The sequence below is a fragment of the Gordonia sp. JH63 genome (genome assembly GCF_009856645.1).
Lineage (GTDB): Bacteria > Actinomycetota > Actinomycetes > Mycobacteriales > Mycobacteriaceae > Gordonia > Gordonia hongkongensis.
Genome location: NZ_CP047235.1, coordinates 3,383,029 through 3,399,657, shown reverse-complemented (window position 1 = coordinate 3,399,657; position 16,629 = coordinate 3,383,029). Strand labels below are relative to the sequence as shown.

Annotated in this window: 17 protein-coding genes and 2 tRNA genes; 13 read left to right on the top strand and 6 right to left on the bottom strand. The window is 67.3% G+C overall.

Annotation, left to right across the window (positions count from 1 at the left end; all coding sequences use genetic code 11):
• Nucleotides 1–17 precede the first annotated feature (17 nt).
• The 3 genes from dnaG to GR168_RS23945 all read left to right on the top strand — a co-directional run bounded on the left by dnaG (nucleotide 18) and on the right by GR168_RS23945 (nucleotide 2,948).
• Nucleotides 18–1,940, top strand: a complete 1,923-nt coding sequence (gene dnaG, locus GR168_RS15140; RefSeq protein WP_159371103.1) for a DNA primase — start codon at nucleotides 18–20, stop codon at nucleotides 1,938–1,940.
• 116 nt (nucleotides 1,941–2,056) lie between these two features.
• Nucleotides 2,057–2,608 (top strand): dihydrofolate reductase family protein, encoded by a 552-nt coding sequence (locus GR168_RS15135; protein ID WP_159371944.1) that lies wholly within the window; start codon nucleotides 2,057–2,059, stop codon nucleotides 2,606–2,608.
• A gap of 190 nt (nucleotides 2,609–2,798) precedes the next feature.
• Nucleotides 2,799–2,948: a hypothetical protein gene (locus GR168_RS23945; protein ID WP_238994908.1), complete on the top strand. Its 150-nt coding sequence runs from the start codon at nucleotides 2,799–2,801 to the stop codon at nucleotides 2,946–2,948.
• A 62-nt stretch (nucleotides 2,949–3,010) separates the two neighbouring features.
• On the opposite strand, the gene GR168_RS15125 is transcribed toward GR168_RS23945, so the two are convergent.
• From GR168_RS15125 to GR168_RS15110, 4 genes are all read right to left on the bottom strand, one after another.
• Nucleotides 3,011–3,084: transfer RNA gene (locus GR168_RS15125), tRNA-Ile, on the bottom strand.
• Nucleotides 3,085–3,206: 122 nt separating this feature from the next.
• Nucleotides 3,207–3,279: transfer RNA gene (locus GR168_RS15120), tRNA-Asn, on the bottom strand.
• Nucleotides 3,280–3,405: 126 nt separating this feature from the next.
• Entirely contained in the window at nucleotides 3,406–3,594 is a 189-nt protein-coding gene (locus tag GR168_RS15115) for a hypothetical protein (protein ID WP_058252067.1), read from the bottom strand.
• A gap of 60 nt (nucleotides 3,595–3,654) precedes the next feature.
• Nucleotides 3,655–4,044 carry a helix-turn-helix domain-containing protein gene (locus GR168_RS15110; RefSeq protein WP_065631457.1) on the bottom strand — a complete coding sequence of 130 codons (390 nt, stop codon included), beginning with the start codon at nucleotides 4,042–4,044 and terminating at the stop codon, nucleotides 3,655–3,657.
• Nucleotides 4,045–4,152: 108 nt separating this feature from the next.
• On the opposite strand from GR168_RS15110, the gene GR168_RS15105 reads away from it, so the two are divergent.
• The 5 genes from GR168_RS15105 (at nucleotide 4,153) to GR168_RS15085 (ending at nucleotide 8,031) form a co-directional block, all read left to right on the top strand.
• A complete protein-coding gene (locus GR168_RS15105) occupies nucleotides 4,153–5,013 on the top strand; it encodes an SDR family oxidoreductase (protein WP_058252065.1) in 861 nt (286 codons plus the stop codon).
• A gap of 119 nt (nucleotides 5,014–5,132) precedes the next feature.
• Nucleotides 5,133–5,780 (top strand): dihydrofolate reductase family protein, encoded by a 648-nt coding sequence (locus GR168_RS15100; RefSeq protein ID WP_159371102.1) that lies wholly within the window; start codon nucleotides 5,133–5,135, stop codon nucleotides 5,778–5,780.
• A 48-nt stretch (nucleotides 5,781–5,828) separates the two neighbouring features.
• The gene (locus GR168_RS15095; protein WP_058252063.1) at nucleotides 5,829–6,581 is read left to right on the top strand and encodes an isocitrate lyase/phosphoenolpyruvate mutase family protein; all 753 of its coding nucleotides are present in this window, start codon (nucleotides 5,829–5,831) and stop codon (nucleotides 6,579–6,581) included.
• Between the two features lie 68 nt (nucleotides 6,582–6,649).
• Entirely contained in the window at nucleotides 6,650–7,075 is a 426-nt protein-coding gene (locus GR168_RS15090; protein WP_065631454.1) for a pyridoxamine 5'-phosphate oxidase family protein, read from the top strand.
• A 62-nt stretch (nucleotides 7,076–7,137) separates the two neighbouring features.
• Entirely contained in the window at nucleotides 7,138–8,031 is an 894-nt protein-coding gene (locus tag GR168_RS15085; RefSeq protein ID WP_159371101.1) for a hypothetical protein, read from the top strand.
• Between the two features lie 300 nt (nucleotides 8,032–8,331).
• On the opposite strand, the gene GR168_RS15080 is transcribed toward GR168_RS15085, so the two are convergent.
• A complete protein-coding gene (locus tag GR168_RS15080; protein WP_078112763.1) occupies nucleotides 8,332–9,519 on the bottom strand; it encodes a TetR/AcrR family transcriptional regulator in 1,188 nt (395 codons plus the stop codon).
• A 202-nt stretch (nucleotides 9,520–9,721) separates the two neighbouring features.
• Here GR168_RS15080 and GR168_RS15075 point away from each other — a divergent pair, with 202 nt between their 5' ends.
• The 5 genes from GR168_RS15075 (at nucleotide 9,722) to GR168_RS15055 (ending at nucleotide 15,087) form a co-directional block, all read left to right on the top strand.
• Nucleotides 9,722–10,528: an enoyl-CoA hydratase-related protein gene (locus GR168_RS15075; RefSeq protein WP_159371100.1), complete on the top strand. Its 807-nt coding sequence runs from the start codon at nucleotides 9,722–9,724 to the stop codon at nucleotides 10,526–10,528.
• Nucleotides 10,529–10,610: 82 nt separating this feature from the next.
• Nucleotides 10,611–12,215, top strand: coding sequence for a fatty-acid--CoA ligase FadD5 (fadD5, locus tag GR168_RS15070; RefSeq protein WP_159371099.1), 1,605 nt, complete (start codon nucleotides 10,611–10,613; stop codon nucleotides 12,213–12,215).
• A 252-nt stretch (nucleotides 12,216–12,467) separates the two neighbouring features.
• Nucleotides 12,468–13,598, top strand: coding sequence for an NDMA-dependent alcohol dehydrogenase (locus GR168_RS15065; RefSeq protein ID WP_065630090.1), 1,131 nt, complete (start codon nucleotides 12,468–12,470; stop codon nucleotides 13,596–13,598).
• Between the two features lie 23 nt (nucleotides 13,599–13,621).
• On the top strand, nucleotides 13,622–14,440 hold the full coding sequence (locus tag GR168_RS15060; RefSeq protein ID WP_065630089.1) for a serine hydrolase domain-containing protein: 819 nt from the start codon (nucleotides 13,622–13,624) through the stop codon (nucleotides 14,438–14,440).
• Nucleotides 14,441–14,568: 128 nt separating this feature from the next.
• Entirely contained in the window at nucleotides 14,569–15,087 is a 519-nt protein-coding gene (locus tag GR168_RS15055) for a DUF3145 domain-containing protein (protein WP_010841193.1), read from the top strand.
• Nucleotides 15,088–15,160: 73 nt separating this feature from the next.
• Here GR168_RS15055 and GR168_RS15050 read toward each other — a convergent pair whose 3' ends face one another.
• A complete protein-coding gene (locus GR168_RS15050) occupies nucleotides 15,161–16,612 on the bottom strand; it encodes a carboxyl transferase domain-containing protein (RefSeq protein ID WP_137810265.1) in 1,452 nt (483 codons plus the stop codon).
• Nucleotides 16,613–16,629 lie beyond the last annotated feature (17 nt).

Genomic DNA, 16,629 nt, shown 5'->3' with positions numbered 1-16,629 from the left:
GTCATTACACTGGTCGCGTGGCAGGCCGAATTCCCGATCGCGACATCACGGCGATCCGTGAGCAGACGAGGATCGAGGACATCGTCGGCGACTACGTCGCCCTCCGGCGCGCCGGTGCCGACAGCCTCAAGGGTCTGTGCCCCTTCCACGACGAGAAGTCGCCGTCGTTCCACGTCCGTCCCAATCACGGCCACTTCCACTGCTTCGGCTGCGGCGAGGGCGGCGACGTCTACAGCTTCTTGCAGAAGCAGGAGCACATCAGCTTCGTCGAGGCGGTCGAGCAGCTCGCCGATCGGATCGGCTACCAGATCAACTACGAGGGCGGCGGTACCGCCATCAAGCGGGACCGCGGCACCCGCGCGCGATTGGTGGCCGCCAACGCCGCCGCGGCCAAGTTCTACGCGGCCGCGCTGCAGTCACCCGAGGCGCAGCCGGCGCGCGACTACCTCAAGGAACGCGACTTCGACGCGGTGGCGGCCGTCCAATTCGGTTGCGGTTACGCACCTGCCGGCTGGGACACGATGACCAAGGCGCTGCTGTCGCAGGGCTTCGAGTTCAGCGAACTCGAGGCCGCCGGCCTGTCCAAGCAAGGACGCAAGGGGCCGATCGACCGCTTCCATCGCCGTCTCCTGTGGCCGATCCGCAACCTCGGCGGGGACATCATCGGCTTCGGCGCCCGCAAACTGTTCGACGACGACAACCTCGGCAAGTACATGAACACGCCGGAAACCATGCTGTACAAGAAGTCTCAGGTGCTGTTCGGTCTCGATCACGCGAAGAAGAGCATCGCCAAGGGGCATCAGGTGGTGGTCGTCGAGGGCTACACCGACGTCATGGCGATGCATCTGGCCGGCGTCACCACCGCGGTCGCCTCGTGTGGGACCGCCTTCGGTGAGGACCACCTCGCCCTCATCCGGCGGCTGATGATGGACGACTCGTACTTCCGCGGCGAGGTGATCTACACCTTCGACGGGGACGATGCCGGAAAAGCAGCCGCGCTCAAGGCCTTCGAGGGCGAACAGTCCATCTCGGGGCAGACGTTCGTGGCGATCGCGCCCGACGGCATGGACCCCTGCGAACTCCGGCAGGAGAAGGGCGACGCCGCCGTCCGCGACCTGGTCGCGCGTCGGGTGCCGATGTTCGAGTTCGCGATCAAGGCCCTCCTCGCCGGCCACGACCTCGACACCGCCGAGGGCCGCGTCCACGCGTTGCGCGACACCGTCCCGGTGGTCGCCCGGATCAAGGACATCGCGCTGCGTGACGAGTACGCCCGCCAGCTGGCGGGTTGGGTCGGTTGGGAGGAGGTCTCCCAGGTTCTCGGCAGAGTCCGCGAAGAAGGCGCGAGAATCCGAAAGGCGCAGGGCGTCAGTAACTCCGGCAGTCGGGGGAGCGGTCGCGGTGCTCGTAATCGGCCGGAGGCGGAGGCCGCGCCGACGTCCGCCCGCCCCCAGCCCAACGACCCGCGCCTGTGGCCGCAGCGGGAAGCACTGAAGGCGGCGCTGCAGTATCCGGCGATCGCCGGCACGGTCTTCGACTCGCTGCCCGTCGAGTGCTTCAACGAGCCGGCCTACGCCATCATCCGGCAGGCGATGACCGGCCTCGGGGGCACGTCGGCCGGGCTGGGTGGCGCGGCCTGGGTCGACGTCGTGCGCAATGCCGTCGACGACCCCGTCATCGACCCGCTGGTGACCGAGCTGGCGGTCGAGTCGATGCCCGTCGACGAGGACAACATCGCGCGCTACATCACGAGCGTGCTCGCCAGGCTACAAGAGGTGTGGGTCGGTTCCCAGATCGCCGACATCAAGTCGCGTCTACGCCGGATGGCACCCAGCGACGACCCGGACGGGTACAACGCGGTCTTCGGCGATCTCGTCGCCCTCGAGGCCTACCGTCGGAGCCTGCTGGAACAGGCGGTCGACCCCATCGTCGACGCGGGCTGAGTCCTGCGAGTCGCGCCGGCTCTGCGGGTTGAGCCGAGTCGAAGCCCCCGCCGGGCCGATGAGTTCGCGTGGTGGCGCCGGTCTATCTGTCGACACCGCTACGACGGGCACTGATCATGGCGACCACCATCTATTCGGCGACCGCATCGCTCGACGGGTACATCGCGGGCCCCGGCGGGGACATGTCGTGGCTGACCCGGTTCTTCGACGTCCCCGCCGAGGGACAGAACCGGGCAGCCGACGACGCGGCCGACCGGTTGATGCGTGGTACCGGCGCGGTGTTGGTCGGCAACCGGTCGTTCCGCGGCGATGACCGCAACAAGGGCACCGACCGCGAGGGTGCGTTCGGCGGCGAATACGACGGTCCCGCCGTCGTTCTCACACACAACCCGCCGGCGGACCCCGTCGACGGCTTCACGTTCGTCTCGAATCTGCACGAGGCGGTCGACCTCGCCGCCCGGACGGCCGGCGATGGTTACGTCACCGTCATCGGCGCCGACGTCGCGCGACAGATGATCGATCACGGGCTGCTCGACGAGGTGCTCGTGTTCTTCGTCCCGGTGTTCCTGGGGGCGGGCATCCGGCTGTTCGACCGTCACGAGGGCGGCGAGGTCAGACTCACGCCCATTCCCGGTGAGACCGAGTACTGGTGTCGCGTCGAACGATGAGCCCGGTGGCGGCGGCCGGCGACGAACTCCAGCTGAACAGTCGACGACGGTTTGCCTCCCACACTGGGAGACGACCCGGTCGCTGCCTAGCGTGGGAGCGTGGACGCGAATGACGAGCGCCGGCAGGTGACCGAGGTTCAGCACCGCCTGATCGGGATGTACGGCGACAGAAAACCCGAGGAAGTGGCCGATGGCGGTCGAAGCCGCGTACCGACACTTCGACGGCACCGACGTGCGCGACTTCGTGCCGCTGCTGGTCGAGCGCCGCGCCAACGAGACACTCAGTGGCTCTGCGGTGATGGCCGAATCGACCGATGTGCCACCCACAGTGGGTGAGTGAGCGCTGCGGGCCCGGCCGGGGGATTGTTTGCTCTCGCTCTGTGCTACAACGCTTTTCGTGCGTGGGGCGGGCGGGGCTCGAACCCGCGACCTACGGATTATGAGTCCGCGGCTCTAACCGACTGAGCTACCGCCCCGTGGGCCCGAGAGCCCGCTGCTGGACATTACCGCACGGTCGACGGTCATATGAATGCGGTCCGGCACGACTGCCGAAGACGAGAAAACCCGTCACCTGCCGACGCGGGTGACGGGCCTCTTGCTCCCCCAACTGGACTCGAACCAGTAACCGTTCGATTAACAGTCGAATGCTCTGCCAATTGAGCTATGGGGGACTGCCTCGGACCTGCTCGGCGCTCGTGGAGCGCGTCATCAGGACCGAGGACAGACTTTAGCGCATGGTCATGTCGGACGACAAAACGGGCGGTCAGCCGCATGCGGCGCCCAGGCCGCCCGCTGCGCTACTCCCGGGGGTAGTCCTCGGGGTCGATCTCGACCTCGGTGGCCTGTTCGGCGGCGTCGGCGTCGTCGGCCTCGAACGGCACGCTGGGGTTGACACCTTCAGCGGGATCGGGCGCTGCCGTCTGGGCCTGCTCGAGTGCATCGGCCTCGTTGGCCTCGACCGGCAGGTCGGCTTCCGGTGACGTCATCGGGACGCTCCTCTCGTCGTCGGACTCCTACGTCTCCACGTGTACCCGACGAGAGTGGTTTCAGTCGCCCCCGCGTCGCTCGTCGTAGTCGGCCTGGGCGTCGCGGACGGTCGGCATGTTGTCCTGCACGAGTTCGATCAGGCCGCTCAACTGGTCGGCGACCTGCCTGCCGAGCGGAGTGAGGTGGTACTCGACCTTCGGCGGGATGGCTTCGAGGACGGTGCGCACGATCATGCCGTCGCGTTCGAGGCTCTGCAGGGTCTGCGAGAGCATCCGTTCGCTCACGCCGTCGACGCGTCGCCGCAGCGCGCTGAATCGATAGTTGCTCTCCCCCAACGCGATCAGCACGAGGCTGCCCCAGCGTCCGGTAACGGTCTGCAGTGTGGTCCGGGACGAGCAGTCCCGGGCGAAAACGTCCGCCTCGAGGGACTCGTCGCTGATCTCGGTCACGTGCTCAACGGTAGCCGAATCGACGAGACCTTGCTAACAGTTCGTATTGCACTTACGAAAAGTAAGTGCATACTGGGAGTCGTCCAACCGACAGAGATGAGGAATCAGATGACCACAGCAGTGACCGGCGCGACGGGACAGCTCGGCGGACTCGTAATCGACGAACTACTCGCCCGGGGCATCGCCGCCGCCGACGTGGTGGCGATAGTCCGCGACGAGTCGAAGGCTTCGAAGCTCGTGTCGCACGGCGTTTCGGTCCGTGTCGCCGACTATGACGATCCGGCATCACTTGTCGACGCCCTCGTCGGCGTCGACAAGTTGCTGCTGGTCTCGGGTTCGGCGGTGGGGCAACGTGTTGCCCAGCACACCAACGTGATCGAGGCGGCGGAGGCCAACTCCGTCGAACTGATCGCCTACACCAGCCTGCTGCACGCCGACACGAGCGGTCTGAGTCTGGCTCCCGAGCACGTCGCCACCGAAGCTCGACTGAACGAGTCGTCGGTGCCCGCCGTGATCCTGCGCAACGGCTGGTACTGGGAGAACTACCTGGCCGCCATCCCGCAGGCGGCGGCGACCGGAACGCTCCTGGGTGCCGCGGGTGAGGGAAAACTCGCTGCCGCCGCTCGTGCCGACTACGCGGCTGCGGCCGCAGCGGTCCTCACCGCCGACTCGGACCAGGCCGGCAAGGTCTACGAGTTGGGTGGTGACGAGCGGCTGACCTACGGCGAATTCGCCCGAGCGATCGGTGTGGCATCGGGTGCGACCGTCCAGTACCGCGACCTCTCCGAAGCCGACTACCAGGCCGCTCTCGTCAGCGCGGGTCTGCCGGAACCGGTCGCCGCGATGCTGGCCGGCGCAGATGCCGGGATCAGCCGCGGTGAGCTGGACACCGACTCCGGCGACCTCCAGTCGCTCATCGGCCGGTCGTCGACCCCCGTCGCGGAGGTCATCGCGCAGGCGCTCGCCTGACCCGGCGTCGTACGATCGGCGTCCGGCGTGCTCCGCGCCGAGTCGCATCGATGAGTTCGGCTGCGACACCGAGTCTGTCCGCATAGATTGCTCGTGCCGACCGACAAGGAAGCCGAACCATGCCACAGCTACTCAGAGTCCAGAACTTCTCGATCTCACAAGATGGGGTCGGGGCGGGGGAGAACCGGACGTTCGAGCGTCCCTTCGGTGATCGCGTCGAACCGTGGGAACTGATGTCGTGGGCGGGCGCCACCGCGAGCTGGCCCAACCGGACCGACCCGGGTGGCACCCGCGGCCTCGACGACTATTTCACCCGCGACTTCGCTCATAACATCGGTGCGGAGATCATGGGCCGCAACAAGTTCGGTTATCAGCGCGGACCGTGGATCGACCATGAGTGGCCGGGCTGGTGGGGTGATGAGCCGCCGTTCCACACTCCCGTCTTCGTACTGACGCACCATGTGCGGCCGTCGTTCACGCTGAGTGACACCACGTTTCACTTCTTGGACGCGACCCCGGCCGAGGCCGCCGAGCAGGCGAAGGCCGCGGCGGACGGCAAGGACGTACGTATCGGCGGCGGCGTGAGCACCGTCCGGGAGTTCCTCGACGCCGACCTCATCGACACCCTCCACATCGCCGTCGCACCCGTCACGATCGGCGCCGGACTCAAACTCTGGGAGTCACCCGAGGAGCTCGAGGGCCGGTATCACCACGAATCCGTCCCGAGCACCAGTGGCGTGACGCACCATTTGTTCTGGCGCAAGTAGCGCAATGGCGGTGGAATGAGACCGGGAACTCGCGTAGTTGTAGGGACCATGACGGAACTCGCCGGCAAGGCCACGACTCTGCTCGAACTCCACCAACCGGGAAACCCGGTCATCCTGCCCACGGTGTGGGACGCCTGGTCGGCGAACCTCGCGATCTCCGCCGGGTTCACCGCGCTCACCGTCGGCAGTCACCCGGTGTCGGACTCGATCGGCAAGCCCGACAACGAAGGAATCACGTTCGAGGAACTGACTACCCGCATCCGGCAGATCACCACGGCGGTCGACGTCCCGATCTCCGTCGACATCGAGTCCGGCTACGGGGAGGACCCGAAGACGCTCATCGACGGCCTGATCGCCGCGGGTGCCGTCGGTCTGAACATCGAGGACACCGTGCACAGCGAGGGCGGACGCCTTCGCGAGCCACAGGAGCACGCCGATTTCGTAGGTGCGCTGCGGGCGGCGTCCGACGCCACCGATGTCCACGTGGTGATCAACGCGCGCACCGACCTGTTCGTCAAGCAGGTCGGCGACGAATCCGACCGCCTCGACCGGGCGATCGAGCGAATGAAGCTGGCTGCCGATGCCGGCGCAGACGTGCTGTACCCGGTCGGTTTCCACGACGACGCCGCGCAGAAGCGGCTCACCAGCGAACTGCCGTTGCCGGTCAACGCGATCGGCCATCCGACCAAGAACACCAAAGCGGCACTGGCCGAACTCGGTGTCGCCCGGGTCAGTTTCGGCCCGATCTTCCAGATGGTGCTCGCCGAACGCGCCGCCGAGGTTCTCGAACCCTGGAAGTAGTCACACCGCTCTCCTCCGGGTCGTCGAACCCGGAGGGGAATGTCGGTGGTCCGAACTACCGTCGGATCATGGCACTCACGAAATCCGAACGAGAAGCGTTCCTGTCCGAACCCCATGTCGCGGCGCTGTCGGTCGAAGCCGAGCCCGGCCGGGCGCCGCTCACGGTCCCGGTGTGGTACCAGTACGAGCCGGGCGGTCGCCCCTGGCTGCTCACCGGAACTGAATCGCGCAAGTTGCAGCTCATCCGAACCGCCGGGCGGTTCACGCTCATGGTCGACGAGGTGTCGCCGCGGCTGATGTACGTGGCCGTGTCGGGGGATGCGGTCGACATGGTTCCGGGCACCCGCGGCGACCTGCAGGAGATGGCGGCGCGCTACCTCCCGCCCCAGGCCGTCGACCCCTACGTGGAGATGGCCGAGAAGGATCACGGTCCCCAGACCAAGCTGTTCCTCGAACCGAAACAGTGGGTGTCCCTGGACCTCGGTGCGCTGTGACCGACGGGCCGTGATCCGGCAGCGAGACGAACCCGTCGGGAACGTCTCGCTACATTGAACGCATGCCGAAGTCGCGTTCCACGTCCGACCAGCCCGAACAGTCCGTCGACGCGGAGTCTCACCAGGCGATATCGCCGACGGGCGAGCAGGTCACCCCGCTCGACGGCAACGAGTTCCTGCAGGCCAATCGCAGCAACCGCGACAAGTACCGCGCCGAGGCCGAGGCGAAGGCGGCGAAAGCAGCCCGCAAGGCCGAGCGCCGACGCCCGGCTGACGAGCCCACGGGTGCCGACGAGCCGGCCGATACGGACGACGCCGACGGGTCCGACGACGCCACGACCGAGGTCGCGGACCCACGCCCTGGCTCGGACCGCACCCCCCGCAAGCTCGATCCCGCCACGGCGCGTAGGAGTGGTTCCCGCCGGTGGACCGGTTGGACTTCGACGGTCGGCAGCCGACCGTGGGCGGTGATTGCGCTGATCGTGGCGGTCGTCGTCCTCGCGGCGTCGACGGCGGTGCTCGCCGTGGCGTACGTGGATGCCGATGAACGCGCCGAGTCGAGCGCGTCGGCCGGTACGACGACGTCCCTCCTCGAGACCGCCCGGCGATACGCGGCCGAGATCTCGACCTACAACTCTGCCGACTACGCTGACCTCGACCGACGCATCCGGGAGATCTCCACGCCCGCGTTCACCCAGACCTACATCGAGTCCTCGCAGGACGCCCGCCGCGGATCCGCCGAGGCCGAATCGGTGTCCACGGCGACGGCCGACAATGCGGGCCTCATGTCCGTCGACGACGGCAAGGCCGTTGTGCTGGTCACCCTGGACCAGACCCTGAAATCGCCGCAGACCGCACAGGAGTTCCCCGAGGGATTCCCGTACCAGTCGCGGGTCAAGGTCACCCTCGTGGAGCAGGACGGTCGCTGGCTGATGGACGACTTCGCGGTGCTGTGAGGCCTCGGCTCCCTGATCCGAAAGAAGCGAGTCCTATCGCTCCCTGAGGAGCGGCCGGAGCTTGCGGAGGGCGCGGCCAACCATCGCCTTCCGAATCCGAAGAACGACATAACCATTGCCCCCTGAGGTGCGAGGAGCGTTAGCGACGAGCCACGAAGGGCCTGGTGAGACACGTTGCGAAGCCCTTCGTGGCTCGCTTCGCTCGCACCTCAGGGAGCAGTGGCACAGCACGTCTCTCGGGTTCTGCAGTTCTTTCGGATCAGGGAGCGAGGTTCGGCGTGCTTGCCGGTCATCAGATAGTCAGCCGTGCAACAGAATCCGCATCGCCAGTGCGTCGATCCGGTCGGGGGAGGGCGGTAGGGACTGACGCGACAGGTCGGTGACCACGTTCAGGGAAGCGTGTACGAGGAACCGCGCCTGCGAGAGCGACAGCTCGTCGCGGACGCGGGTGAGCCAGGTGGCGAACTCGTCCACGGTGATCCGCTGCTGGTTGCGTAGTTCCTCGCGTGCCTGTGGAGTCGTGTGCCCGATCTCGGTCTCGTAGATCGCGATGAGATCGGTTGCGCTGGATGATAACCGGACGTACGAGGCGACCATCGCGGCGATCGCCTCGCGGGGCGTGGTCGACGCCGCCAGCGCGTCGGAGATGGCCGACGTGACCCGGTCGGTCGCGCGCCAGAACGAGGCCTCGAGAATGGCGACCTTGCTGGGGAAGTGGCGGTACACGCCTGATGCCGGCAGGTCGGCCGCGTGTGCGATGTCCTCGATCGTCACGTCCCGGAACCCGCGGGCGGCGAACAGCTCGATCGCCTCGGTCAGGATGACCTCGCGCTTGGCGGCCGGGGCGAGTCCGGTCACCGACGGCGGCTCGGGGTCGGTCGGCTCTGGCAGCTCGACTTCGAGCAGGCCGATCGCGGCGGCCGACATCAACGCCGTCGCCTCGCGGGCCGGCAACGAGGCGCGATGCGTTGTCGGACTTGCCGCGACGCTGATCATTGCGGCGGCAACGAGATTGGCGTCGAGATCGGTCAGCGACGGGCGCAGCCGGCGGGCGGCGGCACGCACACGACGATGCTGGTGGACGACGACATCGCGGACGATCGCGGCGTCGGCGGGCTCGAGGTAGCGCGACTCCCACCGGTACAGCCCACCGCGGCGGCGATTGTCGAACGAGGTGGCGGTGATCGCCTCGAGGAGTGCGGGCAACTCCTCGGGCGACCCCTCCGGGACGGTGTCGAGAACGTCGCGCAGGCCGGTCGCGAGGTCGGCGGTGGTCTCGGCGAACAGTGCGTACTTGTTCGGGAAATGCCGGTACAGCGCCGGGGTGGAGATGCCGACGGCGTCGGCGATGTCGTCGAGCCGCACCGCGTGGTACCCGCCGTCGCTGAAGGCCTTCGCCGCGGCGTCGACGATCATGCGTCGCCGGTCGGCGGGACGGCGACGCCGGGCGCCGGTGTCCGGGCGCGACGTCTGCGGACGTGCGGTCATGACGACAGAGCCTATCCGGAGACCACGTTCTCGTGACAGATTTCGGCATCGACCGGCAAAACTGCAGGAGAGCCCGGCTTGCGGGTCTGATAAGTTAACCGAGATTCTCGTGATCTGCGTCGCATTGTGGTAGTAATCTAGGCGATGGCACAGATGCGGGGGGCTGTGTCTACCGAGAAGCCGGCCTGGAGTGGGGAGAGCAGTGAGCGAAGAGATCACGCGCGGCGGAGTCATCACATCGGTGGACGACTCCGGGATCGGGCGCCTGACGATTTCTCGTCCGGAACGGATGAACGCCCTCGACGGCGGGGCCCATCAGGCGATCGAGGACACGTTGGCGGAGTGGTCGACTCGCGACGACGTCCGCGTGATCGTGCTCGACGGCGCGGGCGGCAGTTTCAGTGCGGGCGCCGATGTCCGGGGCTTCGCCGGACAGTCGACCGCGGGCGGCGCCTCCGGGTTCACTCCGACGCAGGCGCGTCAGATCATCTCCGGAGGTTCTGATCTCATCCGGGCCGTGCGTTCGGTCCCGGTCCCGGTGATCGCCTCGGTCGACGGTGCGGCCGCCGGGATCGGTGCGTCGCTCGCACTCGGTGCCGACCTCATCTACACGACGGCCAGGTCGTATTTCCTGCTCGCGTTCGTCAACATCGGTCTGATGCCCGACGGCGCGGCCTCGATGTCGTTCGCCACGGCCGTCGGCCGCGTGCGAGCCAACGAGCTGGCGCTGCTCGGTGAGAAGCTGCGTGCCGCAGAGGCTCTCGACGCCGGACTCGTCAACGGCGTCGTCGAGGACCGTGCCGCGCTCGACGAGGTGGTCGGCAAGGTCGCCCGCAAGCTCGCCGGCAAGAGCGCCGCGGCGCTCCGGCTCACGAAGGCCGCGCTCGACGCGCACACGATGTCCGGTTTCGAGGCCGCGATCGAACGAGAACTCGACGGCCAGACCGAACTGCTCCAGTCCCCGGAGTTCCAGGCGGCCATCACCGCGTTCGCCGGCGCCTCCAAGTGAGCACTGCGACACGTCGGAATCGCTGTACCACAACCGTTCCCGACCCCATCACCACCAGAGAGACAACGAGGAGACCGATCGTATGACCGCGACCGTCGACACCTTCAGCGACCTGGCCACCGAGCCGCTGCGTTCGCGCCGCAACCACTGGAACAACCAGATCCGCCGCCACGCCTTCATGACCCCGGACAAGGCGGCGCTGAAGTTCCTGGGCAACGTCACCACCTGGAAGGAACTCGACGAGCGCAGCCGCGCCTTCGCGGCCGCGCTGAGCCGCCGCGGCGTGCAGTTCGGCGATCGTGTGCTGATCGTCCTGCTCAACCGCTCGGAGTACGTCGAAGCGGTTCTGGGCGCGAACCTGATCGGGGCCATCCCCGTGCCGGTGAACATCCGGATGAGCCCGGCCGAGGTCGCGTTCCTCGTCAACGACAGCGGCGCGAAGGTGATCGTCACCGAGACCCTGCTCGCCCCGCTGGCCGACGCCGCGGCCGCCTCCACCGGAGCGATCGAGCACACCATCGTGGTCGGCGGTTCGGACAAGGACAACCACCTCGACTACGAGGCGCTCGTCGCCGAGGATTCGTCGGATCTCGAGGAGATCGACGTTCCCGAGGAGACCGTCGCGCTGATCATGTACACCTCGGGCACGACCGGAAAGCCCAAGGGCGCCATGCTCACCCACACGAACATGCAGGCGCAGGCGGTCACCTGTCTGCAGGCCCTGCAGACCCGTTCCGACGACATCGGCTCGTGTGTTGCCCCGATGTTCCACATCGCCGGCCTCGGCGCCATGGCGCCCCTGTTCTACATGGGCGCCCTCTCGGTGATCCATCCGCTCGGCGCGTTCGATCCCGACGACATGCTGGACACCATCGAGCGCGAGGGCACCACCTCGATCTTCCTGGTGCCCGCACAGTGGCAGGCCGTCTGTGCCGCGCAGCAGGCCAAGCCGCGTGATCTCAAGCTACGTGTGATCAGCTGGGGTGCGGCCCCGGCGTCGGACACCGTCCTGAACGCGATGAACGAGACCTTCCCGGAGGCGCTCAACGTCGCCGTCTTCGGACAGAGCGAGATGTCGCCGATCACCTGCGTACTCGAGGGCAAGGACGCCCTGCGCAAGATCGGCTCCATCGGCAAGGTCGTCCCGGCGGTGACCGCGCGCATCGTCGACCCCGAGGGCAACGACGTCGCGCAGGGTGAGGTCGGCGAGATCGTCTACCGCGGCCCGAACATGATGAAGGGGTACTGGCAGAACGAGCAGGGCACCGCCGACGCCTTCGCCGGCGGCTGGTTCCACTCCGGTGACCTGGTCCGTGCCGATGAGGAGGGCTTCCTCTACGTCGTCGACCGCGCCAAGGACATGATCATCTCCGGTGGCGAGAACATCTACTGCGCTGAGGTCGAGAACGTCCTCTTCGGTCATCCGAGCATCACCGAGGCGGCGATCATCGGTCGCGCACACGAGAAGTGGGGTGAGGTGCCGGTCGCGGTGATCGTGCTCGCCGAAGGCGTCGAGGACCTGACGCTCGCCGACCTCGAGCCGTACCTCAACGAGAACCTCGCGCGGTTCAAGCATCCGAAGGACATCGTCATCGTCGACGAGTTGCCGCGCAACGCCGGTGGCAAGGTCGTCAAGCCGACCCTGCGCCAGAGCTACGGCAGCAAGGACGCCGGCCTGGCCGACTGACCCCGTCGTATCCACTGTCGTCGGACGCCTCGGCGACGTCGACACCCTCCGACCTGGGCGCAAGCACTCGCGCCCAGGTCGTCGTGGTCTCGTCCGTCCCGACCACCGCCGGCATCGACGCGCCAAGAAACACGCACTAGAACACGTTCCAATTTTGTGGTTGAGTGACTACTGTCACGTCATGGCGGCAACCGTCGGAGTGAGTAGATCCTCCCGGTGCGAGACGTCGCCGGGTTCGAACGGAGGAGTTCAGTGAAGACAAAGGGTGCATTGCTGCGGGAGCACAACAAGCCGTGGGCGATCGAGGACATCGAGATCGGCGATCCCAAGGCCCACGAGATCAAGATCAAGATGGAAGCCGCCGGCATGTGCCACTCCGATCATCACCTGATGACCGGTGGCATCCCGATGGCCGGGTTCCCGATCCTCGGTGGTCACGAGGGTGCGGGCGTCGTGGCCGAGGTCGGTGAGGGAGTCACCGACTTCGAGGTCGGCGACCACGTCGTGCTGTCGTTCATCCCGTCGTGCGGCAAGTGTCCGTCGTGTCAGTCGGGAATGGCCAACCTGTGCGACTTCGGCGCCATGCTGCTGCAGGGCGAGGCGGTGTCGGACAACACCTTCCGGATCCAGACCGCCGCCGGCGAGAACGTCTACCCGATGACGCTGCTGGGCACCTTCGCGCCGTACATGGTCGTGCACGAGGCCTCGGCGGTGAAGATCGACAAGGACATCCCGTTCGAGGTCGCGGCGCTCTGCGGCTGTGGCATCCCCACCGGTTACGGCTCGTCGACCCGCAGCGGCGACGTACGACCGGGGGAGGACGTCGCGATCGTGGGTGTCGGCGGCGTGGGTACCGCGGCCCTGCAGGGCGCGGTCATCTCCGGCGCCCGCAACCTGTTCGCCATCGACCCGGTGGAGTGGAAGCGGGAGCAGGCGCTCAAGTTCGGGGCCACCGCGGCCTTCGCCACGGTCGAAGAGGCGGCCATGGCGATCGCGGAGACCACTCACGGCGGCATGTGCCAGAAGGTGATCGTCACGGTCGGCGAGGTCCACGGCAAGGACGTCGACCTGTGGATGGGTATCACCGCCAAGGGTGGCACCTGCGTCCTGACCGGTATGGGCAACATGCTCGAGAGCGATGTCAACCTCAATCTCGCCATGCTGACCCTGCTCCAGAAGAATCTGCAGGGTTCGATCTTCGGCGGTGCCAACCCGAAGCTCGACATCCCACAGCTGCTGTCGATGTACAAGATCGGCAAGCTCAACATCGCCGACATGATCACCCGGCAGTACCGTCTGGACCAGATCAATGAGGGCTACCAGGACATGTTGGACGGCAAGAACATCCGCGGAGTCATCCGCTACACCGAAGAGGACTGGTGAGCACCCGGGTAACGTGACCCGATGTGTCTGTCCTTGATTCTCTGACGGAATGGCCCGTCGACCACGTGTCGGCGGCGATCATCACCCGCGACGGGGTCGCCGACCAGTTCGGCGACCCCGCTCGCGTCTACGAGCTCGCCTCGGTCACGAAGCCGCTGGTGGCCTACGCGGTGCTCGTCGCCGTCGAGGAGGGAGCCGTCGAGCTGGACGACCCGGCCGGGCCGTCGGGGTCGACCCTTGCCCACCTGCTCTCGCACGCGTCCGGCCTGGCCTACGACACCCGCGAGGTCGAGGCCCCGCCGGGGGAGCAGCGGATCTACTCGAGCGCGGGCTTCGAGGTGGCCTCCGAGGTCGTGGCCGAGGCGACCGGTATCGAGTTCGGCCGCTATCTCTCCGAAGCCGTGTGCGCGCCGCTGGAGATGTCGTCGACGACGCTCTACGGGCCGGCCGGGCATGCCGCCCGCTCGAGCGTGGCGGATTTGGCGGCCTTTGCCCGCGAGTTGCTGGATCCGCGCCTGCTGGCGCCGGAGACCTTCGGGACGCTGACGTCGGTGCGGTTCCCCGGACTCGACGGATTCGTCCCCGGGTACGGCAAGCACCGTCCCAACGACTGGGGGATCGGCTTCGAGATCAGGTCCGAGAAGTCGCCGCACTGGACCGGGACGAGGAACTCCCCGCGGACGTTCGGGCACTTCGGTCAGGCCGGCACGTTCCTCTGGGTGGATCCGGCGCTCGACGCGGCCTGCGTCGTGCTGACGGATCGGCTCTTCGGACCATGGGCGAAGCCGCTGTGGAGCGAGTTCAACGATCGTGTCGTTGATGAACTCTCGTCACAGAACTGAATTTTTCTCGCAGGAGAAACTAGCGCAACACGTGCATCATGGGGCACAATTGACCCTACGAATGTGATATCCGCTGTCGCGAGGTGTGTTGGGGAAGACGTTCCTCGTCGACAACGGAGGTGAACAAGGTGCGCAATCTGAATCAGTTTGCGGACATGACAACAGGAGTGGTCTACATCCACTCGGCGCCGGTGGCGCTGTGCCCGCATGTGGAGTGGGCTCTGTCGTCGACCCTGAATGCGCGCGCCAACCTGAAATGGTCGGCACAGGATGCCGAACCCGGCATGCAGCGTGCCACTGTCGACTGGGCGGGTCCGGTCGGTACCGCGGCTCGTCTGGTGACGGCGCTGCGGGAGTGGTCGGCGCTGCGTTTCGAGGTGACCGAGAACCCCAGCGAGGGTGTCGACGGTGAACGGTTCTGCTACGTCCCGGGACTCGGCCTCTGGCGCGGCTCCACGAGCGCCAACGGCGACGTCATCATCGGCGAGAACCAGTTGCGTTCGATGATCGAATCGCAGCCCGACAGCGCCGGTCTCGCCGGTGAACTCGAAGGCGCGCTCGGAACCGCGTGGGACAACGCGCTCGAGCAGTACCGCATGGGCGGTGCCGGCGCCGAGGTCACCTGGTTGCAGCAGCGGGTGGGTTAGCAGGGGGACGAACTACAACGAGACGTGCCCCGGTCCTCGTGGACCGGGGCACTTTCGTCGTCTGTGCGATGCGTCAGAGCGGGATGTTCTTGTGGCGACCGCGGCGCGCGGGTGCCGCGGCGAGCGCCTCGGCGATGATGCTGCGAGTGTGCGCCGGGTCGATGATCTCGTCGACCACGCCGATGGACTGTGCGCGGCCGACACCGCCGGCGATCGCCTCGTGCTCGGCGGCGAGACGGTCGTGCAGGGCCTCACGCTCGTCGTCGGGCGCTGCGGCGAGAGCTTTCTTGTGCAGGATGCCCACCGCGGACTTCGCGCCCATCACGGCGACCTCGGAGCCCGGCCAGGCGAACACCGCGGTGGCGCCGAGCGCACGCGAGTTCATCGCGATGTAGGCGCCGCCGTAGATCTTCCGGGTCACCAGCGTGACCCGGGGGACCGAGGCCTCGGCGAACGCGTGCAAGAGCTTCGCGCCGCGGCGGACGACGCCGTTCCACTCCTGGCCGACGCCGGGCAAGTAACCCGGCACATCGGTGATGACGATGAGCGGGATGCCGAAGGCATCGCAGAGGCGGACGAAACGCGATGCCTTCTCCGCGCTCTCGGAGTTGAGGCAGCCGCCCATCCGCAGCGGGTTGTTCGCGATGATCCCCACGCTGCGTCCGGACAACCGGCCGAAGCCGACGACGATGTTCGGTGCCCATTTGGCTTGCAGCTCTTCGAAACTCGAGATCTGGGTCTCGCCGTCGGCCGCGACACCGGAGTCGAGCAACTGCTCGACGACCGGGTGGACGTCGTAGGCGCGCCGATTCGACTCCGGCAGCAGGGCCTTGAGGTCGGTGTCGCCGGCCCGCGCGTGTTCGCGGTCGAAATGTCCCTGCTGGGTGAACGTCGACACCAGACGCCGTGCGCGCCACAGCGCGTCGGGCTCGGAGTCGGCGACGATGTGACAGACACCGGACTTCTTGCCGTGGGTGGTCGGGCCGCCCAGCGACTCCATGTCCACTTCTTCGCCGGTGACGCTCTTGACGACGTCCGGGCCGGTCACGAAGACCCGGCCGGCCGGCGCCATGATCACGACGTCGGTGAGCGCCGGGCCGTAGGCGGCGCCGCCGGCGGCGAAGCCGACGACCACCGAGATCTGCGGGATGTAGCCCGAGGCACGCACCATCGCCTCGAAGACCTGACCCACCGCGTGCAACGCCTCGACACCCTCGGCGAGGCGGGCGCCACCCGAGTGCCAGATGCCGATGACCGGCGCCTGTTCGGTGATGGCGGTGTCGATGGCGTTGACGATGTGCGCACACCCCACGACACCCATGGCGCCGCCCATGACGGTGCCGTCGGTGCAGTAGGAGACCGTACGGACCCCGTGCACCAGTCCGACGGCGGCCTGGACGCCCGACTTGTCGCGCGGATGGAGCAGCGACATCGTGCCTTCGTCGAAGAAGTTGGTCAGCCGCAACAGCGGGTCGCGGGGATCGGCGGCTTCTTCGCGGCCGGCAACGGGAGCCAAGGTCGTCATCGATGTCTCCTGGGTGT